Annotated in this window: 20 protein-coding genes; 15 read left to right on the top strand and 5 right to left on the bottom strand. The window is 59.1% G+C overall.

All coding sequences use genetic code 11. The features are described from left to right. Positions 1-7: 7 nt before the first annotated feature. Positions 8-778 (bottom strand): cyclase family protein, encoded by a 771-nt coding sequence (locus tag AB5Z14_RS04700; RefSeq protein WP_117646577.1) that lies wholly within the window; start codon positions 776-778, stop codon positions 8-10. A gap of 163 nt (positions 779-941) precedes the next feature. Between AB5Z14_RS04700 and AB5Z14_RS04705 the strand changes: the two genes are divergently transcribed. From AB5Z14_RS04705 to AB5Z14_RS04730, 6 genes are all read left to right on the top strand, one after another. Beyond that, positions 942-2,132 carry an aldo/keto reductase gene (locus AB5Z14_RS04705; protein WP_368130492.1) on the top strand — a complete coding sequence of 397 codons (1,191 nt, stop codon included), beginning with the start codon at positions 942-944 and terminating at the stop codon, positions 2,130-2,132. Between the two features lie 90 nt (positions 2,133-2,222). Then, positions 2,223-3,242: a Gfo/Idh/MocA family protein gene (locus AB5Z14_RS04710; RefSeq protein ID WP_368130493.1), complete on the top strand. Its 1,020-nt coding sequence runs from the start codon at positions 2,223-2,225 to the stop codon at positions 3,240-3,242. Between the two features lie 144 nt (positions 3,243-3,386). Next, on the top strand, positions 3,387-4,253 hold the full coding sequence (locus AB5Z14_RS04715) for a deoxyribonuclease IV (protein WP_271743432.1): 867 nt from the start codon (positions 3,387-3,389) through the stop codon (positions 4,251-4,253). Between the two features lie 147 nt (positions 4,254-4,400). Continuing rightward, positions 4,401-5,261: an ABC transporter substrate-binding protein gene (locus tag AB5Z14_RS04720; protein ID WP_368130494.1), complete on the top strand. Its 861-nt coding sequence runs from the start codon at positions 4,401-4,403 to the stop codon at positions 5,259-5,261. Between the two features lie 117 nt (positions 5,262-5,378). Beyond that, positions 5,379-6,740 carry an ABC transporter permease subunit gene (locus AB5Z14_RS04725; RefSeq protein WP_233553013.1) on the top strand — a complete coding sequence of 454 codons (1,362 nt, stop codon included), beginning with the start codon at positions 5,379-5,381 and terminating at the stop codon, positions 6,738-6,740. Between the two features lie 12 nt (positions 6,741-6,752). Further along, positions 6,753-7,505, top strand: a complete 753-nt coding sequence (locus tag AB5Z14_RS04730; RefSeq protein ID WP_055251428.1) for an amino acid ABC transporter ATP-binding protein — start codon at positions 6,753-6,755, stop codon at positions 7,503-7,505. Positions 7,506-7,637: 132 nt separating this feature from the next. Here the strand turns inward: AB5Z14_RS04730 and AB5Z14_RS04735 are convergent, their stop codons facing one another. Together AB5Z14_RS04735 and AB5Z14_RS04740 are read right to left on the bottom strand one after the other, a co-directional pair. Next, positions 7,638-8,057: a flavodoxin gene (locus AB5Z14_RS04735; RefSeq protein ID WP_117564429.1), complete on the bottom strand. Its 420-nt coding sequence runs from the start codon at positions 8,055-8,057 to the stop codon at positions 7,638-7,640. 45 nt (positions 8,058-8,102) lie between these two features. Further along, a complete protein-coding gene (locus AB5Z14_RS04740) occupies positions 8,103-8,807 on the bottom strand; it encodes a DUF3793 family protein (protein ID WP_271743434.1) in 705 nt (234 codons plus the stop codon). 174 nt (positions 8,808-8,981) lie between these two features. Here AB5Z14_RS04740 and AB5Z14_RS04745 point away from each other — a divergent pair, with 174 nt between their 5' ends. Next, on the top strand, positions 8,982-9,365 hold the full coding sequence (locus AB5Z14_RS04745) for a heavy-metal-associated domain-containing protein (RefSeq protein ID WP_368130495.1): 384 nt from the start codon (positions 8,982-8,984) through the stop codon (positions 9,363-9,365). Positions 9,366-9,391: 26 nt separating this feature from the next. On the opposite strand, the gene AB5Z14_RS04750 is transcribed toward AB5Z14_RS04745, so the two are convergent. Continuing rightward, a complete protein-coding gene (locus AB5Z14_RS04750; RefSeq protein ID WP_233540813.1) occupies positions 9,392-9,817 on the bottom strand; it encodes a hypothetical protein in 426 nt (141 codons plus the stop codon). Continuing rightward, a complete protein-coding gene (locus tag AB5Z14_RS04755) occupies positions 9,810-11,315 on the bottom strand; it encodes a Y-family DNA polymerase (protein ID WP_368130496.1) in 1,506 nt (501 codons plus the stop codon). The genes AB5Z14_RS04750 and AB5Z14_RS04755 overlap by 8 nt, the downstream gene beginning before the upstream one ends. Before the next feature lie 223 nt (positions 11,316-11,538). Between AB5Z14_RS04755 and AB5Z14_RS04760 the strand changes: the two genes are divergently transcribed. The 8 genes from AB5Z14_RS04760 to AB5Z14_RS04795 all read left to right on the top strand — a co-directional run bounded on the left by AB5Z14_RS04760 (position 11,539) and on the right by AB5Z14_RS04795 (position 20,638). After that, positions 11,539-12,063 (top strand): iron-containing alcohol dehydrogenase, encoded by a 525-nt coding sequence (locus AB5Z14_RS04760; protein ID WP_158567795.1) that lies wholly within the window; start codon positions 11,539-11,541, stop codon positions 12,061-12,063. A 199-nt stretch (positions 12,064-12,262) separates the two neighbouring features. Then, entirely contained in the window at positions 12,263-13,957 is a 1,695-nt protein-coding gene (pgi, locus tag AB5Z14_RS04765; protein WP_368130497.1) for a glucose-6-phosphate isomerase, read from the top strand. A gap of 182 nt (positions 13,958-14,139) precedes the next feature. Then, positions 14,140-14,982, top strand: coding sequence for a Cof-type HAD-IIB family hydrolase (locus AB5Z14_RS04770; RefSeq protein WP_368130498.1), 843 nt, complete (start codon positions 14,140-14,142; stop codon positions 14,980-14,982). Positions 14,983-15,045: 63 nt separating this feature from the next. Continuing rightward, the gene (locus tag AB5Z14_RS04775; protein WP_368130499.1) at positions 15,046-15,705 is read left to right on the top strand and encodes an HAD family hydrolase; all 660 of its coding nucleotides are present in this window, start codon (positions 15,046-15,048) and stop codon (positions 15,703-15,705) included. 58 nt (positions 15,706-15,763) lie between these two features. Further along, positions 15,764-16,507 carry a GntR family transcriptional regulator gene (locus AB5Z14_RS04780; protein WP_195622410.1) on the top strand — a complete coding sequence of 248 codons (744 nt, stop codon included), beginning with the start codon at positions 15,764-15,766 and terminating at the stop codon, positions 16,505-16,507. Positions 16,508-16,727: 220 nt separating this feature from the next. Continuing rightward, the gene (locus AB5Z14_RS04785) at positions 16,728-18,191 is read left to right on the top strand and encodes a YfcC family protein (protein WP_316369889.1); all 1,464 of its coding nucleotides are present in this window, start codon (positions 16,728-16,730) and stop codon (positions 18,189-18,191) included. A 10-nt stretch (positions 18,192-18,201) separates the two neighbouring features. Further along, a complete protein-coding gene (locus AB5Z14_RS04790) occupies positions 18,202-19,785 on the top strand; it encodes an amidohydrolase (RefSeq protein ID WP_368130500.1) in 1,584 nt (527 codons plus the stop codon). A gap of 1 nt (position 19,786) precedes the next feature. Continuing rightward, the gene (locus AB5Z14_RS04795; protein ID WP_368130501.1) at positions 19,787-20,638 is read left to right on the top strand and encodes a sugar phosphate isomerase/epimerase family protein; all 852 of its coding nucleotides are present in this window, start codon (positions 19,787-19,789) and stop codon (positions 20,636-20,638) included. Positions 20,639-20,656 lie beyond the last annotated feature (18 nt).

Genomic DNA, 20,656 nt, shown 5'->3' on the forward strand with positions numbered 1-20,656 from the left:
TGGGAACTTATGACGCGGGGCAGACCGCAAAGACACGTGCGGGATATCCGACGCCATCACGCACCTTGGGGAAGGTGCAGAAGATGACGGCGCCCGTGGCGGGAAGCTCGTCTAGATGGTCCATGACCTCGATCTGATAGCGGTCGACCGAGAGGATGTACTGTTCGCCGGGGTAGGGGTAGGCGTCCTCACGCGTGGTCACGCTCGCCGGGTCGGTGTCAGCCGGCTCGTGGCCGATGGCGCCGATGTCGCGCTCTTCAACGAGCCACTTGATGGCGCCGAGGTCCCAGCCGGGGTAGTGGGGCTGGCCGTCCTCGTCCTTGTTCTCGAGGTCGGCGAGCTTGGACCAGTCGGAGCGGAAGGCGACGAAAGCGTCCTCGGGAATGCGACCGTGCTCATCCTCCCAGGCTTTGAGGTCCTCGATGGTCAGGATAAAGTCGGGATTCGCGGCGCACTCCTCATGCTTGTCGATCACGCAGAGCGGATGCATAAACTCGATGGGTTCAATCTCTCCAAGGGAACGACCCTCGACATGGAAGTGGCGCGGCGCGTCGACGTGGGTGCCGTACTGCGAGGCGACCGAATACTGGAAGCAACGCATGGGCGCGAGCATGTCCTCGGGCGTGCCGGGCAGGTAGTCGAAGAGCTTGGTGGACTCAAATGGCTTAAAGCCAAACCAGTGCGGGGTGTCGCATGAGAGCGTGTGGGTGAGGTCGACCCAGCGATAATCGTTGCTTTTGAGCTGGGAGGCGAGGTTCCAAAGGTCGAGCGCGGGCATGGGCGGCTCCTTTCATCGGGCTTTTTGCTGATGTTAAAGCGGTGCCGTGACAGCTCGATTTCTGCTGCGTTACGATACGTTCTCGATTGCGATTCCACGATGTTTCGGCCGCGTGACCATTGTGTTTCGTCTTGCCGGGGTGCTGATGGCGAAAGGAGGGGCCGTGCAATACCGCGTTGACCCCAAAAGTGGTAACCGAATATCCGCTCTGGGTCTGGGCTGCATGAGATTTCCCGGTGCGCCGGGACACCCCGATGCGAAGACATCCGATGCCATCATTTCCCGTGCGGTGGAGCAGGGGATTAATTATCTGGATACCGCGTATCTCTATCCCGGTAACGAGGTGTGCGTGGGCGCCTCACTTGAGCGCTTGGGGCTGCGCGACCGGGTGTTGCTGGCGACTAAGTTGCCGCACGCTTCGTGCAAATGTGCGGAGGATTTCGACCGCTTTTTTGACGAGCAGCTGCACCGTTTGCGGACCGACCATATTGACTACTACCTTATGCACAACATCACTTCGCCCGCCCAGTGGGAGCGCGTGGTGGCGTTGGGCATCGAAGACTGGATTGCGCACCAAAAGGCTGCGGGGCGTATTCGCCAGATAGGTTTTTCGTATCACGGCAGTGCGGCGGACTTCCTGACGATGCTCGACGCGTATGACTGGGATTTTTGCCAGATTCAGTACAACTACGCTGGAGAGCGCTACCAAGCGGGAACGGCGGGACTTATAGCAGCCGCCGAGCGCGGGCTCGCGGTGTTTGTGATGGAACCGCTTTTGGGCGGACGCCTGGCGGGCAAGCTGCCTCCGCGGGCCCGCGCCGTGCTCGATGACGTACGCGATCCGTACCTGAAGACGCCGGCTGCTTGGGGCCTTTCGTGGGTGTGGAACCATCCTCAAGTCACGATGCTGCTTTCGGGCATGACCGATACCGCGCAGGTGGACGAGAACGCGGTGCTGGCCGATCGGGCCCTGCCGGATTCGATGACAGCCGCTCAGCTCGATACCATCGCACGCGTGCTGGCGGAGTTTGAAAAATCGAATCGCGTGCCCTGCACGGGATGCGGCTACTGCATGCCATGTCCCAAGGGTATTAACATTCCCGGCTGCTTTGCCGCTTACAACGCGAGCTATGCGCACAGCTGGTTTACGGGGCTGTCGCAATACTTTACGGCGAGCGCGGTGCGCACGAGCGAGCCCAAGCTCGTGAGCAATTGCGTCAAGTGCGGCAAATGTGCGCGTCACTGCCCGCAACACATCGATATCCCCGAGCGTCTCGACGACGCGCGCCGACGTTTCCAGCCTGGCCCCGTAACGGCCGCGCTTAAAGTCTTCAGCAAAACTCGCTCCTCATGACCCTTTTATATCTTGTGATGGAATAGTTCCTGTTTGCGGCAGAATAGGGCGATAGCAGGAACTATTTCGTCGCAACTGAAGGGGGCTGTCGTGGGCCATCGGGATTCATGTGATGATTTGCGCGAGGTTCGTTGGGGCGTTTTGGGCGCTGGGCACATTTCGCATCGATTTGCATCGTCGCTCAAGGAGGTGGACGGGGCGCGGCTTGTGGCTGCCGCCGGTCGCGCCCCTTCGCATGTTGAGGAGTTTTGGAGGGCGTTTTCGATTGATGCCGCGCACAGCTATGCCACGACTGACGATAGCGGCGATGCGGCTTATGATGCGCTGATTGCCGACCCCGATGTCGACGCAATCTACTTGGCTCTTCCACATGGCATGCATGCGCATTGGGTCTGTCGGGCACTGCGCGCGGGAAAGGCCGTGCTGTGCGAAAAACCGGCCGTTTTGAGTGAGGAAGAGGCTCTATCGATTGCCTCCACCTCTCGCGAGCGCGGCGTACTGTTTATGGAGGCGATGAAGAATCGGTTTTGTCCGATGCATACTCGCGTGAAGGGTTTGCTTACGTCGGGCGAGCTTGGCCGTATCGTCTCGATCGAAAGCGTGCAAAAACTCGATTATGGTCAGCCGCCTTCGAGTTATCTGCTCGATCCGTTGCAGGGTGGCTGTCTATATGACATGGGCTGCTACGCGGTCGGGTGGTTTGAGGATCTTCTTGCGGGTGCGTGCGATGTTTCGTCTCGTGAAGTTCGCTGGCGTGACGTATCGGGTGGCCGCGTGGATTGGGCCGATGAGATCCATATGAGTGTCGGCGGTATACCCATTCATATGGTGTGCGACGGCAAAGCAGCATATGAAAGCCGCTTAATGATTGCCTGCGAACGGGGTTCGGTGGAAATCGAGCGCCTCCATCGCCCCGAGCTCGCCCATGTGAAGTACTCCGACGGACGAATGCTCGAAATTAATGCCCCGTTTGAGGTCGATGATTTCTACGGCGAAATTCAGCATGCGACGCAGCTCGTCCAGACGGGAGAGCTTGAAAGCCCCGTTATGCCTCTTGCCGCCACGCAGCGCTGCGCGCAGATTATCGATGCGATTCGCTTGACGCTCTAGGCTGCGGTGCTGGTGCTCAAGGGGGCTCGGCGGACCTTGCCCCTGATGCCCCTTTTATATCTTGCGGTGGAATACGGTCTGTTTGCGCCAAAATAAGGCACCAATAGACCGTATTTCACCGCAACTGATGAGGGGGAGTTGGAGATGCTAACGATCGGGTGTCATCTTTCGACGACGAAGGGCTATCGGGCAATGGGGGAGACGGCGTTGTCCATTGGTGCCAATACCTTTGCGTTCTTTACGCGCAACCCGCGCGGTGGCAAGGCAAAAGACCTTGACATGGATGACGTGGCGGCTCTGCGCGAGCTTATGGCGCAAAACGACTTTGGACCGCTAGTGGCGCATGCCCCGTATACCTATAACCCCTGCTCCGCTAAGGAGCGGGCGCGGGAGTTTGCCTTGGAGGCTATGGCGGAAGATTTGCAGCGTCTGGAAGCACTGCCCGGCAACTACTACAACTTCCATCCCGGTGCGCATGTGGGACAGGGGGCAGACGCCGGCATTCAGATGATTGTCGACACGCTGTGCCAGGTGATGTTTGAGGGACAGCAGACGACGGTATTGCTTGAGACCATGGCGGGCAAGGGCACCGAGGTGGGCCGTAGCTTTGAAGAGCTGGCGCGCATTATCGAGGGCGTTGCCGCCAAGTGCCCGGAGCTGTCCGATAAGCTGGGCGTTTGTTTGGACACCTGCCATGTGAGCGATGCTGGCTACGACATCATCCATGACCTGGACGGCGTACTCGACGAGTTCGACCGCGTGGTGGGTATCGAGCGCTTGCGCGCCGTGCATATCAATGACTCCAAGAACCCCTGCGGCGCCCATAAGGATCGCCACGAGTGCATCGGCAAGGGCTACCTGGGTAGTGAAGAGTTTGGCGGCGGTATGCAGGTTATGCAGAATATTGTATCGAATAGCCGCTTGCGTGCACTTCCATTTATTTTGGAGACGCCGAACGAACTTGCAGGTTATGTAGCTGAAATCAAACTGCTAAGGTCATTGCAGCAGTAATGACTGTCACAAAGTAGAGTATTCCATTCACGTTATGGGTTTGTTTCAATCAGTTTTCTAATTGCGGATTCTTCCAAGCGGGTGCATAATAACCCTCAGTTTTTGCAGGCCCCTGAATCACGTGGGGTCATTGGAAGGAGACTGATTATGAAGCTCAAGAAGCTTGGCGCATTTGCCGCCACGGGCGCCATGGCACTCGCCCTCGCACTGACGGGCTGCGGCTCGTCCAACGCCACCTCTGGTTCCGATGCCGGTTCCAGCAGCTCTGACGACGCGAAGGTCGAGAAGGTCGATGGCTCCAAGGAGTACGCGCTCGTCAAGGACGGTACGCTGACCGTCGGCACCTCTGCCGAGTACGCTCCGTTTGAGTACAAGGACGACAACGGCGACTACCAGGGCTTTGACCTTGAGCTCATCAAGGCTATCGGTGACAAGCTGGGTCTGGATGTCGAGTACGTCAACAACGACTTCGACACGCTCGTCCCCGGCGTTGCTTCGGGCGCCAAGTATGACGTTTCCATCGCGGCTATCACCGACACGCCCGAGCGTGAGAAGGAAGTCGCTTTCTCCGATTCCTACTACATGGACGATCAGGCTATCGTGACCAAGGTCGATAACACCGACATCACGGCCGACAACTACAGCGAGAAGCTCAACAACGCCGACGCTACCATCATCGTCCAGTCTGGATCGACCGCCGAGGCCTTTGCCCAGGAGAACTTCCCCAAGGCCAAGATCGTCCCCTACAAGGACGCCACCGAGTGCTTCAGCGCCCTGCAGTCCGATAAGGGCGATGCCGTAGTCACCAACCGCTCCGTTGCCAGCCAGCTGACCGCCGAGCAGTTCAACACCTGCCAGACCATCAAGCAGGTCAGCACCGGCGAGGAGTACGCCATCGCCATCAACCAGGGCAACACCAAGCTCAAGGACGACATCAACCAGGCCATCAAGGACCTGACCGACGACGGTACCGTTGACGCCCTCATGGCTAAGTACAACATCAAGTAAAATAGTCACTTGATTGCGCGCGGGCCCTTTCCGTTTTGCGGAGAGGGCCTTTGCGCTTTTCTTGACGGAGAGCGTTTCCGTCTCGTTTTGCCGGCAACTTCTACGATAGGAGCCACCTTGTCTCGACTGAACAAAGGAGCCGCGGAGCAGCGTTTTCCACTGCCCGCCTTGCTCAAAAAGCTAGCCTGCGTCATGGCCGTGGCGCTCGCGCTGGTGTGCGCGGGGGCATATGCGCCCACGACCGCCCAGGCGCTTGAGACCGCAAAGATCACCGCCCGACCCAATACCGGTTCGGGCAGCGCTGTGGTCGGCGGCACCGAGACGCGAATTACCTGGGAAGTTCAGGCCGATGCCGACGAGGAGCTGAGCGGTCTTTCGCTGACGTTTGTCGACGGCACGACGTTTGGTGCCGATGACACGCGATTGACGATGCTCTCGGGCGATGACCTCATGGACCGTACGCCCATGAAGCCTACGTGCAAGGTCGACGGCCAGACGCTCAAGATCGATTTTGGCGAGACGGCTCCGGCCGGCGGCTATTTTCGTGTCGAGGTCTACGGCGTGACCTTCCCCGTCGAGGGCGGCGACGAGGCTTTTAGCGGCACCTACACGTTGGCTGACGGTTCAACCAAGAAGATCTCCAAGATTCCTTCCGTCGAGATTAAGGGCGTGACGGCATTCGATAACTTCCTGGCCGACCTTAAGGAGCAGCCGTGGGTCGAGGCATGGAATTCCAACATGTTCCTTCGCCTGTTCCTGAACCCGGTCATTTTGGTTCAGAGCCTGCCGATCGTCTTCAAAGGCTTCCTCATGTCGCTCTCGATCGTGCTCGTGGCATTTCCGTTGGCCATTCCCTTTGGCTTTGCCTTGTCACTCATGCGCATCTCCAAGTCGCGCATCCTGCGTTGCCTTGCCGGCATCTATGTGAATATCATCCGCGGTACGCCGGCGTTCCTGCAGATCTACATCGCGTTCTTTGGCCTGCCGCTGGCCGGCGTCAAGGTTGACGATTATGTGCTGGGCGTCATCGTCATGGCCATGAACTCGTCCGCCTACCTGTGCGAGATCTTCCGCGCCGGTATTCAGTCGATCCCCAAGGGCCAGAACGAGGCCGCGCGCTCGCTGGGCATGAACGCCTTCCAGACGCTGCTCTACGTTATGATTCCGCAGACGTTCCGCAATGTCCTGCCTACGCTGACCAGCGAGTTTATCCTGCTTTACAAGGATACGTCGCTGCTCGCGGCCGTGGGCGTGGTCGAGATCGTCATGAACGCCCGTACCATCGTGGCCACGACGGGTTCCATTACGCCGTATGTGGTTGCCGCGCTGTTCTACCTGGTCATCACCCTGCCGCTTGCTCGCTTGGTGAGCGGTCTTGAGGCGAGGCTTCTGGGGACGGCCGAAACCAAGAAGAAGCGTCCCGCCAAGAGCGCTGGACAGGTCGTCGCGACGCCCGCCGACCACATCGCCGGTCTGTAAGGAGGTCCTATCATGAGCGAAACCAATAACTCGAACGAGGTCGTCGTCAGCATCAAGAACCTCCAGAAGGCCTTCGGCGATAACGTGGTCCTGCGCGACATCGATCTGGATGTGCACAAGGGCGAGGTCGTCGTAGTCCTGGGTCCTTCGGGCTCGGGCAAGTCGACGATGCTTCGCTGCATCAATCGCCTGGAGCATCCCACGAGCGGCTCGATCGTCGTTGAGGGCGTGGACGTTTGCGCCAAGGGCGTCGACCTTAACAAGGTACGTACGCATCTGGGTATGGTGTTCCAGCAGTTCAATTTGTTCCCGCACCTGTCAGTCAAAAAGAACGTCATGCTCGCACAGCAAAAGGTACTCAAGCGCAGCAAGGAAGAGGCCGAGAAGATTGCCGTCGAGGAGCTGACCAAGGTCGGTCTTGCCGAGCGCATCGACTTTATGCCGAGCCAGCTCTCGGGCGGTCAGCAGCAGCGCGTGGCGATCGCCCGCGCCCTGTCGATGAACCCTCACGTCATGCTCTTTGACGAGGCCACGTCGGCGCTCGACCCCGAGCTTGTTCGCGACGTCCTGGGCGTCATGCGCGACCTGGCACGTGATGGCATGACTATGATCGTGGTGACGCACGAGATGGGCTTTGCCCGCGACGTCGCCGACCGCGTCGTCTTTATGGACGGTGGCGTTATCGTGGAAGAGGGTACGCCGAGCGAGGTCTTCGACCACCCCAAGAGCGAGCGCACCAAGGCGTTCTTGGGCAATATCTCGTAGCGGCGCGTCGAAATTGTCGATATAACAAACGGGGATCGGATAGTATCCGGCCCCCGTTTTTGTTTGGGCATGAGCGACTGTTGTTGTGCGGTGCTCGGCTGTTAGTTGCCTTGCGACTTTCTGGCGGCTTCGTTAGGCCAGCTCCGCTCCCAGGGCCTTGCAGGCCGCCTCGCCCTCATCGTCGGGCGCATCGTAGCAAATGACGGAGTCCACGACGTTGACGCCGGCCTCGTCGGCGTCGGCCTTCCAGTTGTCCATCCACTCGCCCTCGGCCCACGAATAGGAGCCAAAGAGGACGACCTTCTTGTCGCCGAGGGTCTCCTTGACCTCGTCCCACATAGGCTGAAACTCGTCATACTCAAGCTCCTCGGAGCCCATGGCGGGGCAGCCGAAGGCGAAGGCATCATATTCGGCGGCCTTGTCGGCAGAGAAGTCGGCGCAGGGGATGACCTCAGTCTCGGCCCCCGCGGACGTGGCGCTTTCGGCGACGAGGTTTGCCATGGCCTCGGTATTGCCCGTGCCGCTCCAGTAGACGACGGCGATCTTGCTCATGTTTTGTCCTTTCGGTCGTGCGGCGCTTGCCGCGGCTTGTACGTTCTATCGGGTTGCCTGGGCAAGTTGCGCCAGGCTGCAGCCCTGCTGATAGATAAAAGTGAAGTATTGGGTGCAGGCACGGTAGGCATCAAACGTCGCAAGCGCCTGCTCGACATTTGCGTAGACCTTCCAGGCCCCAAAGACCTTGTAGTTCTCGCCGCGCTGGACGATAAACTCGTGCACGTCGTCGTAGGGATATCCAAGGAAGTAGCCTATTTCGTGCGGAAACTCGCAGGTGCAGTCTTTGCTGCAGCTAGCTTGCTGGGGTAGTGCGCATCGAGTCTGGCTGCAGGCGCATTCCGCGACGTTATTGCTCGCGAGCGTGATGCGTGATGCCAAATGCACAAGGCATGCCGAAAGGTCTCTCGTGTCGTAGCCTTCCGAGGTGAGCGCCGTTTGGACGCGAGGGTCTGCGAAATAGGTGGTGAGGTTTTTGGCTTGGTACGCGTACACGAGCGCTCCGCAGGGCCGCCAGACCAAAACACTCAGGTGGATGCCGAGCGGGTCAAGCTCGCGATTGCACTGGGCGATAACGTTGAGCAGGCGTGCTCGGCGTTCTGCAATGGTTTCGGTTGTGGTCGAGCCGTCCCCGTGGGCGTAGGTGCCTGGATAGGTAAAGAGCGATGCCGGCTTGATGCCCGCGAGCGTGGGAGAGCAGTTGCGCACGACTGCCGCCTGAAACGTTGGGATGTCTATGGTTCGAGTCACGGCGCTCCTTACGGATCTAAACTGTTAGCCTAGGAAAACTTATACACGAAAGTAAGCCATGGTCAACAAAAAAGTTTGAAGAGGGAAACTAATTGACCGAACAGACATGATTTTGGGTTAAGATGGGGGCACCCCATGGGGGTATCTAGATAGTGCTACTTGAAAGGGGAGCGCATGAGTGACTTGCTCAACCCTGCGAATCTCATCGTGCTGGCCGTCATTGCCGTCGGCATGTTTTTTGGACTGCGTCGCATTGCCGCTTCGACACACGGGAAGAGTTGCTGCAGCGATGGTACGAGCGGCAAGAAGGCCAAAAAGGTTGTTGTGGTGGATACCGATGCATCGCACTATCCCTATAGCGATGAGCTGCTCATCGGCGGCATGAACTGTGACGGCTGCGCTCAGAACGTAGCCAATGCCCTCAATGCGCTGGATGGCGTGTGGGCAACGGTGACGTATGCGGACCACACGGCACGCGTGCGCTCTAAGCAGCCGGTTGATCGTGATGTCCTCGAGACGGCCGTGAAAGACGCGGGCTACTACGTCATGACTCTGTAAGCGCCGCCCTGGATGCGCTTCCTTGGCTAGGCTCGTCCGCGCAGTTCGATGTCTTGGATGTCGTCGAAGTCGATGGCGATGTCTCGGAGTTTGAGGAGCTTGAAGGCGGGGAGCGCCTCGTCGAGGATGCCGGTGCGGCTGCGATAGCCGTATGTATCGTAATAGGTGACACGAATCAAGTCGCCACGTTTGAGACCCTCGAGCTTTTTAGAAAGCGCGAGGGCTTTTTCTTCCGTGAGCTCACGTTTTGGCTCGACGGTGATTTCCTGCTTGCGCACGAGTTCGTAGTATCCCGTGAGGGCGGCAAAGGGCATAAACTGTGCGGCGCGGTTGGCGCGCACGGCACCGTTGGCAGTGAGCTTGGGGTCGGCGGCGCGGCGTCTGCCCTCGGGGTCCGCCAGGCGCTCGAAGGCGGTCGGCGGGCGCACGGGCTGCTGCTTGGGTTTAGGCACGATGTCCTCCAACTTGGCCGTTGCGTTCGCGCGCGGTGGCGCCGGCGGTAAAGCTTAATCCCTTGACGAGCGCGTTCTTGCCGTACTTGCCTTTCACGGCCAGGACGGCGCGCGCCAGGTCGCGCTCGCGCTCATCGGCCTCGATATCGCTGAACAGATCGATGGTGGCAAATTCCTCGGGCATGAGGTTGCCAAATCCCAGGTTGATGCGCTTGACCGGTCGTTTGGGATCGACTGTTTGTGCCCAAAGGTCATCGAAATACCCCATGATTTTCTTAAACGAATTAGTGCGCTCGGGCAGCTTTCGCGAGGCGTTGGAGTGCGCAAAGAGCGCGGCATAGCCACCACGCGGTTTGCCGCCGTGTTCGCCCACAAAGATGCCATCGATTGCCTGCGCTTCGCGCACCAGACGACGCCTTTCGTCATCGCGCTGGACGGGCTTGGGAGCACGGGGCGCGAGCTCGGGGCCGGCGGTTGCGGTGGGTTCGATGCTCGATGTGCTCGAGCGCAGGTGCCCGCAGCCGTCTATATACTGCGCCGTGCCGCTGGCGTTGAGCCGGCGTATGTCGGCGCGCTCGCTTGCATAGCCCACAAAGAGCGAGATGCTGTCGCACACCACGTGCTTGTCGACTAGATCCAACACGGCGTTGTCGACCATTTCGCGCAAGACGGTGTAGGCCTGCTCGTAGGCATAGCCCTTCGAGAGCACCTGTCCTGTGGTGGTCGAGGTCGCTTGCGGGCGATAGGCTTGGATATCGGCGATGGTTGTCGGCTCGCGCCCGAAGGCGTGGTCGATGAGATATTCGGCATTGACGCCGAGTTCGTCGTAGAGCAGGTTCTCGTCGAGTGCGGCGACGCCCATCAGGTCGTAGACGCCGTATTTCTCGAGACGGGCCGCCACGCCGGGGCCGATGCCCCAGATGTCGGTGATGGGGCGATGGGGCCAGATCTCCTTGCGAAAGATCTCGTCGTCGAGTACGCCAATGCGGCTGGCTACGTGCTTGGCGGTGATGTCGAGCGCTACCTTGGCCTGGAATAGGTTGGGGCCGATGCCGACCGTCGCCGTGATGCCGGTGCGCGCCAAGACCTCGTCGCGCAGCGTGCAGGCGAACCCTTCCGCATCGGTGTGATAGAGGTCCAGATAGGGCGTCACGTCGATAAAGCATTCGTCGATGGAGTAGACGTGAATGTCTTGCGGACTCACGTATTCCAGATAGATGCCGTAGATTTTCGCCGACACCTCCATGTAGTGCTGCATGCGCGGTACGGCCTTGATGCAGTCGATGCCGTCGGGAATCTCGAACAGACGGCAGCGGTTGTGTATCCCAAGGTCCTTCATAGCCTGTGTGATGGCGAGGCAGATGGTCGTGCGCCCGCGCGATTCGTCGGCAACGACCAGGCATGTAGTGAGTGGGTCGAGTCCGCGGTCGACGCACTCGACACTGGCGTAAAACGTCTTGAGGTCGATGCAGATGTAGGTGTGCTGCTCGTGCGCCATCCGTGCCTCCCATCAAACACATGTTCTTATCGAATACCTGTTCGATAATACCTGCTCGACCGGACACCGTCAAAACCTGTCCCTATTTGGCAGGTATGGTCGTGCGGTTGCATCGGGTTTTTAACGCAGCCCTAAAGAGCGCGAAACAGCTCGGAAAAGCTCGCTTCGTAGCATGAGCCTATTGAACGATACCGCCTATACGCACGGAAGGGTTGTGGGAAAGATGGTCAATTATGGGTTTGGTATGCCGACGCGCCTTGTTGCGGATGGAGATGTGGCTCGCTGGTGCGGGCGATTGGTCGCTCACTACGGTGGCACCAAGGCGCTGGTTGTACTGGGCGGTGACAAGCATACGCGCGATGAGCTCGTCTCGGCAGCACTCGGCTCGCTTGATCGAGCTCTGCTCGAACGCGTGCTTTTTCGCTGCGGCTCGGTTGAAGGCGACGGGGGAGACGAGCTGATCGACGAGGCCGTGGCCCTGGCGACCGATGAGGGCGTGGACTTTGTCCTGGCGATCGGCGATGCCGATACGGCGGGCTTTGCGCGCGAACTCGCTCGTCGCATGGCCGTACTCGATGCCGGCGAAGACGGTTTTGCCCCTTATGGATGTATCGTCTCGGAGGGCAAAGTGCCTGCCGTCGTGGGGGCCGGCGAGGTTCCCGTTTTTGCCATCATCGCGCCCGAACTGCTGGAGGGCATCGGGTCTCCTCTGCGTGAGTTGCTCGGTAGCGTCTGCGCTGCGGCCTAATATTTGGCATAAAGGGATAGGTTATTTTTGATTGGTAAAGCGTTTGACCTGCCAAATTAAACCTGTCCCTTTTTGGTCGGTTGCCGTTTGGGGGCCGATTGGCAACGCTCGCTGATTATAGTCTTGACCTGCGCTAGAATAGTGGCATCTGAATGTCCGGGCGCATGGAGGCGTGCGCCCGTATGCTGAGGAGGACTCTATGGCAACTGTTGCCGCACCTATCGATGCTACGTCGACTGCCGCTTGGAAGGCGCTCGAGGCCCATCAGGAGAAGCTCGAGGCCGAGGGTATCGACCTCAAGGCCTGGTTCGCCGCCGATGCCGAGCGCGTGAACAAGCTGAGCTTTGACGCCGGTGACCTGCACTTCGACCTGTCCAAGAACCTGGTGACTGATGAGACCGTCAAGCTGCTGTGCGATCTTGCCCGCGAGGTGAAGCTCGAGGAGCGCCGCGACGCCATGTTCTCCGGCGAGCACATCAACACCACCGAGGACCGTGCCGTCCTGCACACCGCGCTTCGCCGTCCGGCAAGCGAGAAGGGCCAGCTCATCGTTGACGGCCAGGATGTCGTCGCCGACGTGCACGAGGTCCTCGACCGCATGTACGCCTTTGCCGAGCGCGTGCGCTCCGGTGAGTGGAAGGGCGTTACCGGCAAGAAGATCGAGCACCTGGTGTCCATCGGCATCGGCGGCTCCGACCTGGGCCCGGTCATGGCCTACGAGGCCCTGCGTCCCTATGCCGACGCCGGTATCGACTGCCGCTACATCTCCAACATCGACCCCAACGACCAGGCCGAGAAACTCAAGGGTCTGGACCCCGAGACCACGCTCGTGATCATCGTTTCCAAGACCTTCACCACGCTCGAGACGCTTACCAACGCTCGCGAGGTCAAGACTTGGATGCTCGAGCAGCTCAAGGCCCAGGGCGCCATCGACGGCTCCGATGAGCAGAACGCCGAGGCTGTGGCCAAGCACTTTGTCGCCGTCTCCACCGCGCTCGACAAGGTCGAGGCCTTCGGCATCGACCCGGCCAACGCCTTTGGCTTCTGGAACTGGGTCGGCGGCCGTTACTCCGTTGACTCCGCCGTGGGCCTGTCCCTGATTGTCGTGCTCGGTCCCGAGCGCTTCCAGCAGTTCCTCGAGGGCTTCCATGCCATCGACGAGTACTTCTGCAACACTCCGCTCGAGAACAACGCCGTTGCGCTGATGGGCCTGCTCAACGTCTGGTACGTCAACTTCTTCGGCTCCAAGAGCCATGCCGTGCTGCCGTACTGCCAGTACCTGCATCGCTTCCCGGCTTACCTGCAGCAGCTCACCATGGAGTCCAACGGCAAGCACGTCCGCTGGGATGGCAGTGCTGTGACCTCCGATACCGGTGAGATTTTCTGGGGCGAGCCCGGCACCAACGGCCAGCACGCGTTCTATCAGCTGCTGCATCAGGGCACCGTGGTGGTTCCGGCCGACTTTATCGCCTTCGCCAACACTGCTAACCCGGCGACCGACGGTGGCCAGGACGTCCATGAGCTGTTCCTGGGCAACTTCCTCGCTCAGACCAAGGCGCTTGCCTTTGGTAAGACGGCTGACGAGGTCCGTGCCGAGGGCACGCCCGAGCAGATCGTCCCGGCTCGCTGCTTTGAGGGCAACCGCCCGACGACCTCGATCTTCGGCGACACGCTGACCCCGTTCGCGCTTGGTGAGCTCATCGCCCTGTATGAGCACATCGTGTTTGTCGAGGGCACGGTCTGGGGTATCGACTCTTACGACCAGTGGGGCGTCGAGCTGGGCAAGCAGCTTGCCAAGCAGATCACGCCTGCCTTCCACGACGACGCTGCCAAGGACGAGCAGGATGCTTCGACCCAGGCGCTCATCGAGTTCTATCGCGCTCACCGCAAGTAGTCTTTGCCTGCTGAGCTAGCTCATTTAAAAAAGGGCCCGTATCCGTTGGGATGCGGGCCCTTTGCTATGTGCCATTTGTCCGCAATCGTCTTGTGTTTTGCATTCGTCCTCAATTAATCCGTATGAGGGATGCCCGCCTCGGATATGATGGAGCGCGATAAAAACAATGCAAGGAGGCATATATGGCAATCAAAGCCATCGCGATGGATATCGACGGTACGCTCACCAACGACCAAAAGGTCATCAGCCCGCGCACGCGCGAGAAGTTGCTCGCGGCGCAGGAGTCGGGCATTAAGCTCATCTTGGCTTCGGGCCGCCCCGCATGGGGGCTGCATGCCTTGGCGCAGGAGCTCGACCTTCAAAACCACGATGGCCTGCTGGTCGCCTTTAACGGTGCGCATGTGGTCGACGCCCAAACCGACGAGGTGCTGTTTGACCAGGCTATGCCGGTCGACGAGCTGCACCGTCTGCTCGACCACCTGCGCAACTTTGACGTGATTCCCATGATCTCGCTCGGTCGCGACCTGCATGTCGTGGACTCGTATCGTTGCATGATCACGTTGCCGGACGGTTCGCAGAAGAACATCGTCAAGTATGAGCGCGACGCGTGCGATCTTAAGATTCGCGAGGTCGAGAGCCTTCATGAAGTCGCGGATGCTTACCCCGTAGACAAACTGCTCACCGCGGGCGATCCGGTCTATCTGCAGGCGCATCACGAGGAGATGTACGCGCCCTTTACCGAGACGCTTTCGGGCATGTTCACGGCCGATTGGTACTTTGAGTTTACGGCGCCCGGTATCGATAAGGCCCGCGCGCTGCAGGGCGCTCTGCCCAAGCTGGGTATCGATGCCAGTGAGGTCGTTTCGTTTGGCGACGGTCAGAACGATAAGTCCATGATCGAGTGGGCCGGCACCGGTGTCGCCATGGGCAACGCCGTCGATGAGGTCAAGGCCGTGGCCCAGATGGTGACCGCCGATAACAACGAAGACGGCATCGCGGTGGCACTCGATAGGCTGCTGGGTTAGAATCGCCGATAGTGCATGGTTCGGGCGTCCGCTTGCGGGCGCCTTTTTGTTAGGGAGGGTGCCGTGTCCGCATTTCCGTTCGACGCCGTTATCTTTGACATGGACGGTGTCATCGTCGATACCGAGTATTATTACCTGGGGGAGACCGCTGCGTTTGCCAAAGAGCTTGGGCTGAACCTGACCCAAGAGGAGTTGAACGGGCAGGTTGGTACCTCGCACCAGTTCTTCTTGCATATGCTGGTCGATTGGTTTGAGCGCGCCGGAAAGGGACACTTTACCGGCGAGGAGGCGCTGGCCCGCTGGGATGAGTGGGCGCATAAACGCCCGCGCGATTATCAGACCTTGATCAATCCGGGCGCCGTGGAGACGATTCGCGAGCTCCCGCGTCGCGGCGTTCGCGTGGCGCTGGCCAGTTCGTCTCCCATGGACAGCATCGAGGAAGTGCTCGATGCGTGCGGCCTGTCGGATGCCTTTGAGTACGTGGTGAGCGGCGAGCAGTTTAAGGAGAGCAAGCCCGAACCCGATATTTACCTGCATGCGCTGGATCTGCTGGGATTGCCTGCGGACCGTTGCTGCTGCGTCGAGGACTCCGTCCCTGGCATCACTGCCGGCAAGCGAGCGGGTCTGACGGTGATCGCCAAGCGCGAGGAGCGCTTCGGCTTTAGCCAGGATGCCGCTGACAAGATCATCGACCAGCTGCCGGAGCTGCTGGAGCTTGCGTAGGACTGGCGATGCGTAATCCGCACCGATTATTGATTCCATATTTGCTAGGGGAGGGCAAATGCCATCGACTGAAGGGTTGACCGACGGAAAAGCGGCAATCCCGCTATATCAACAGGTTATCGATATCATCAAAAATGACATCAATTCTGGTACCTATAAGGCGGGCGCTCGGATACCGAATGAATTCGAATTGGCCGAAAGCTACAAAGTTGGTCGCGTTACCGTTCGGCGGGCCATTGAGGAGCTCGTGCAGCAGGGCTACCTAACCAAGCAGCAGGGGAGGGGCACGTTTGTAAACGCCCCCAAGCTCAAGCGTAAAATCCGCCAGAAGGACGACGTTCAGAGTTTTTCGGACGCCTGCCGCGTCAACGAGATGGAGCCCGGGGCGCGTATTGTCTCAAGAAAAGTGTTGCCGGCCGATGCTACCGAAGCGCAGTTTTTTGGCGTTCCCGCTGGGTCGGAGCTGATCTGCATCGAACGCGTGCGCACCGCCGATGGCATCCCCGTGATGCTCGAGAACAACACGTACGTTTATGAAGACAACGCCTTTTTGGCGAAGGCGGACCTTACCGATCAATCAATTTTCGAGGTCGTGCGCGAACAGACGGGTCGCGGGCCTGCTCGCACCGAGCCGTGCACGCTTGAGATCGCGTGTGCGTCACCCGAAGTCGCCCGGCTGCTGTCCGTTCCCACGGGAGAGCCTCTGTTTTATATGGAGGCATATTTCTATGACGAGCAGCAGCGGCCGTTTATCATCGGCCGACAGCGGATTGTAGGATCGCGCTACGTTTTTGATATTTAGGACGTTGATCAAGAGAACGCCCGGCAGGCTAAATTGCCTGCCGGGCGTTTTTGCCGTTCGCCGCCGTTGAACGACCGTTCACCCGAGTCCTCGTAATCTGTCCGAAATATCCTTGAAGTGCTAAAAACACGCTGATAATCTATAGAACGTCATAGGACGTTTGCATTGCGCGAACGTTAAAGCGAGACACGATAAGGTCTCGGGTTCTTTGGAGGTATCTATGTCAGATACGAAGGCGAAGAAGACAAACAGACGTTTCAAATTCAAATTACCGCACGTCTATACGATCATGTTCTTGCTGATCGTGGTTTTTGCAGTTTTAACCTGGGTCGTTCCTTCTGGCCAATACCAGCGCAAGACGATCTCGACTGCGGCAGGCGAGCGCGAAGTCGCCGTTGCCGGAACCTATGAACAGGTCGATAAGAACTATACCGATTCCGAGACCGGCGAGACCGTTAACCTGGGCCAAGATATCTTTGCGGTCCTGCAGGCGCCTACTAAGGGTATTCAAGAGGCCGCCGACGTCGTTGCGTTCGTCTTGCTGATCGGCGGCTCGTTCGCGATCATCACCAAGACCAACGCGCTTAACGCCGGTATGAGCCGCGTGATTAAAAAGCTCAAAAACAAAGACATCCTCATCATTCCTATTACCATGACGCTGTTGTCCATTTGCGGCACCACGTTTGGCATGTCTGAGGAAGCCCTGCCGTTCTATGCCATCTTCATCCCCATCATGATGGGCATCGGATATGACTCCATGACGGCATTTATCATCTGCTTCCTCGGTCCCAACTTGGGCTACTGCGCCTCGACGATTGACCCGTTCAACGTTTTGATCGCGCAGGGCATCATTGGCATCGAGGGCAACCCGCAGCTGTGGTTGCGTGCCGTTGCATGGGTTATTTTCACCGCCGCCGGCATCGCATGGGCCATGCGTTATGCCATGCGCGTCAAGAAGAACCCCAAGTCGTCCGTTACGTTCGAGGACGACAAACTCAAGCGCATTGAGTTCTCCGTGACCGATGCTTCCATCGAGGAAGAGTTCACCACTCGCCAGAAGCTCGTGCTGATTGATTTTGCCGGTGGTATGGCGCTTATCGTGTGGGGTCTTGTTACGCAGGGCTGGTATATGAACGAGATCTCTGCCGTGTTCCTTGGCATGGGGCTGCTCGCCGGTATCCTGGGCGGTCTTGACCAGCAGACCATCGCCGATGAGTTCGTTAAGGGTCTTGCCGACTTTGCCTACGCAGCCGTCGTTATCGGTATCGCTCGCGGCATTCTGGTCATCGCCGAGGGCGGCATGATTATCGACACCATCCTTCAGGCACTTGCCACTCTGCTTGCTGGAGCCCCTGCCGCCGTGTACACCACGTTCATGTACGTTGTCCTTGGCCTCCTGTCCTTCCTGGTTCCTTCGAGCTCCGGCCTGGCCGCGCTTACCATGCCTGTCATGGGTCCTTTGACCGAGCTTATGGGCCTCAACCCCGAAGCCGCCGTAACGGCGCTGCAGTTTGCCAACCAGACCATTAACACCATTAGCCCCGTGGCAGGTATGACGGTGGCGGGCCTTGCCGTGGCAAAGATCTCGTTTGGCCAATGGTGGAAGACCATCTGGAAGTTCTTCATCTTCATGGTCGTGTTTGGCTTGGTCATTACCGCCATCTCCGGCATGCTTCCGGCGTAAGGAGGTCGCGATGTCCGATCGTTTGACGGTGCTGACGTCCAAGAGCGTCTTCACCGGTACGGAAGACCAGCCGTTTGAAGGTTTTGTCGCGGTACGCGGCAATCGGATTGAAGCCGTCGGTAGCGCTGGCGAGGCAGACTCGTTTCTCGCCCAGGCAGATGAGGTGATCGATTGTGGCGACAGAACGGTCATGCCTGGCTTGGTCGATGTGCATACGTTCTATACGGGCTGGGCGTTGCGGAGCTTGGGAGCCGACTTATCCGAAGCCTCTGACGTCGACGAAGTGGTAGCGCTTCTGCGTTTGTGGAAGGATGTCCATCTCGATTGTGCCGCCGCCTTTGGGCACGACCTTCCCGCATCGCTCGCCGAAGGCGCCGAGAATGAAAAAACGGCGGCAGCGCTCGACGACGCCTTCGGAGACGTTCCTGTTGTTTGCTTTACTCCGGGTGCCGAGACGTGCGTTCTCAACGCCGCCGCCAGCGAGCGCTATGGTTTTACGCCCGAGGCCTGCTACGCCGAGAAGACCTGGCGTATGATGCGGGACTTCCTGGCGCTTCCCGAGGTACGCGCCGGGTATTCTGATTACATGGCGATGCTGAACGCTCGCGGTGTCACGGCTATCAAAGAGATGGCCTTCGACGACTATTACGGATTTGCCGACGAGATGGCGCGTCGTGAGGAATCTGGCGAGATGACGGTTCGCGTCTCCATGATGTCGCAGCCGGTGGGCGCCGGGGCGAATCTGTCCTATGCTCGTGCGGCGCGCGATCGCTTCCAGGGACCGTTTGTTCGTTTCTCGGGCTTCAACCGTATGACCGATCGTGGCGTGTGGGCAGGACTTGCCGAGATGATCGATCCTTATGAGGAGACGGCCGATGCAGGGGCTGCCGGCAAGACGGTTGTCGAGGAGCCCGAGTGGGGTTTGATTGAGGACGAGCTGCGCGCGATTGATGCCGAGGGCTTCCGTTACTCGCTTCATTGTCAGGGTGACGGCGCCGTTCGCCACACCGTTGCGCTGTATGCTTCGCTGCCGCGAGATGAACACGGAGTCATGCTTCGACGCCATGCGATTACCGACCTCGAGAACTCTGATCCGGAAGACCTTGCCCTGTTTGGCAAGCTGGGCGGAATCTGCGAGGTCTACCCCCAGATCCTCACGCTCGATAAACGCGAGGACTGCCTGTCGATGATGCGTCGGCAGATCGGCGAGGTCCGACTGCTGCACAGCTGGAACCGTCGCGGTATGGAAGACGCGGGGTGCACGGTGTGCTGTGGCACCGACCTCCCGCTCTTGATTCCGAGCTTGGGCGAATCAGTATTTAGCGCATGCGGCGGTTTCTTTGCCGACGGTTTGTCCGTGAATGAGGGCAATGCGCTGACGATTGCCGAGCTCCTTCGTGCGTGGACGGCAGGGGGCGCATATGACCTCATGCGCGAGGATGAGCTGGGGACGCTCGAGGCCGGTAAGCTTGCCGACATCTGTGTGCTCGATCGCGATGTGTTTGGCCTTGACTACCATGATGCTTGTGACCTTGCTGTTGATATGACCATGTCGGACGGACGTATCGTGTTCGACCGAAATAAGGAGGTTTAGCATGCCTGAAACCAAACCGACGCTGCGTCGCGAGCAGATCGCGGGCATGAACATCCACTACATCATGTGGTCGCTCGACTATTTTTTGGATACGCAACAGCGCCTGGGCTTTGAGTCCATCGAGCTGTGGTGCGCCGAGCCCCATGTGACGCTCGATCACACTGGGTATTTTGAGGCCGAGGTTCTGGCGAAAAAGGCCGCCGACCGTGGTCTGCGCTATCGGACGCTCTGTCCCGAGAACGTGGTCTACCCATGGCAGTATTGCGCTCGTAAGCCGCTCCATGAGCAGCGGAGCCTGGCGTACTTCAAGCATGGCATCGAGCTTGCCGAGGTGCTGGGATGCGACTGCATGTCCGTAAACTCGGGTTGGGGTGACTGGGACGAGGATCGCGAAGAGGCGTGGAAGCGCAGTCGCGAGCACCTATCCATCTTGGCGGAGTATGCCGGCGAGCACGGTCTGGTGCTAACGATGGAGAGCCTGCGTCCCGAGGAGAGTAACCTTGTGACGACCGTCGCCGACGCCAAGCGCATGATTGATGAGGTCGCGAGTCCGTATCTGCAGCCTATGGTCGATACGACCGCAATGGGCGTTGCGGGCGAGACACTCGAGGACTGGTTTACCGCATTTGGCGACGGTGCGATCCACGAGATGCACTTCATCGACGGCGACCCCTATGGCCATCTGGTCTGGGGCGACGGCAAGCACGATATGGATGCCTTCGTCGCCACGCTCAACGCCCATGATTTCGATGGCATGTTGGGTCAGGAAATCACGGACGGTCGTTACTACGATGACCCGGCGGCGGCAGATGCCAAGAACATGGCCGCCTTCGAGAAGTATCTGATTGACTAATTAGGAATCATGCTCGGC

Source organism: Collinsella aerofaciens (genome assembly GCF_040910265.1).
In the GTDB taxonomy this organism is placed as follows: Bacteria; Actinomycetota; Coriobacteriia; order Coriobacteriales; family Coriobacteriaceae; genus Collinsella; species Collinsella aerofaciens_BK.

What these genes read in the sequence shown, in the direction of transcription:
- AB5Z14_RS04700 (WP_117646577.1), bottom strand. Translation starts at nt 778, where the DNA reads ATGCCCGCGCTCGACCTTTGGAACCTCGCCTCCCAGCTCAAAAGCAAC.
- AB5Z14_RS04715 (WP_271743432.1), top strand. Translation starts at nt 3,387, where the DNA reads ATGCTAACGATCGGGTGTCATCTTTCGACGACGAAGGGCTATCGGGCA.
- AB5Z14_RS04720 (WP_368130494.1), top strand. Translation starts at nt 4,401, where the DNA reads ATGAAGCTCAAGAAGCTTGGCGCATTTGCCGCCACGGGCGCCATGGCA.
- AB5Z14_RS04730 (WP_055251428.1), top strand. Translation starts at nt 6,753, where the DNA reads ATGAGCGAAACCAATAACTCGAACGAGGTCGTCGTCAGCATCAAGAAC.
- AB5Z14_RS04735 (WP_117564429.1), bottom strand. Translation starts at nt 8,057, where the DNA reads ATGAGCAAGATCGCCGTCGTCTACTGGAGCGGCACGGGCAATACCGAG.
- AB5Z14_RS04745 (WP_368130495.1), top strand. Translation starts at nt 8,982, where the DNA reads ATGAGTGACTTGCTCAACCCTGCGAATCTCATCGTGCTGGCCGTCATT.
- AB5Z14_RS04755 (WP_368130496.1), bottom strand. Translation starts at nt 11,315, where the DNA reads ATGGCGCACGAGCAGCACACCTACATCTGCATCGACCTCAAGACGTTT.
- AB5Z14_RS04760 (WP_158567795.1), top strand. Translation starts at nt 11,539, where the DNA reads ATGGTCAATTATGGGTTTGGTATGCCGACGCGCCTTGTTGCGGATGGA.
- pgi (WP_368130497.1), top strand. Translation starts at nt 12,263, where the DNA reads ATGGCAACTGTTGCCGCACCTATCGATGCTACGTCGACTGCCGCTTGG.
- AB5Z14_RS04770 (WP_368130498.1), top strand. Translation starts at nt 14,140, where the DNA reads ATGGCAATCAAAGCCATCGCGATGGATATCGACGGTACGCTCACCAAC.
- AB5Z14_RS04780 (WP_195622410.1), top strand. Translation starts at nt 15,764, where the DNA reads ATGCCATCGACTGAAGGGTTGACCGACGGAAAAGCGGCAATCCCGCTA.
- AB5Z14_RS04785 (WP_316369889.1), top strand. Translation starts at nt 16,728, where the DNA reads ATGTCAGATACGAAGGCGAAGAAGACAAACAGACGTTTCAAATTCAAA.
- AB5Z14_RS04790 (WP_368130500.1), top strand. Translation starts at nt 18,202, where the DNA reads ATGTCCGATCGTTTGACGGTGCTGACGTCCAAGAGCGTCTTCACCGGT.
- AB5Z14_RS04795 (WP_368130501.1), top strand. Translation starts at nt 19,787, where the DNA reads ATGCCTGAAACCAAACCGACGCTGCGTCGCGAGCAGATCGCGGGCATG.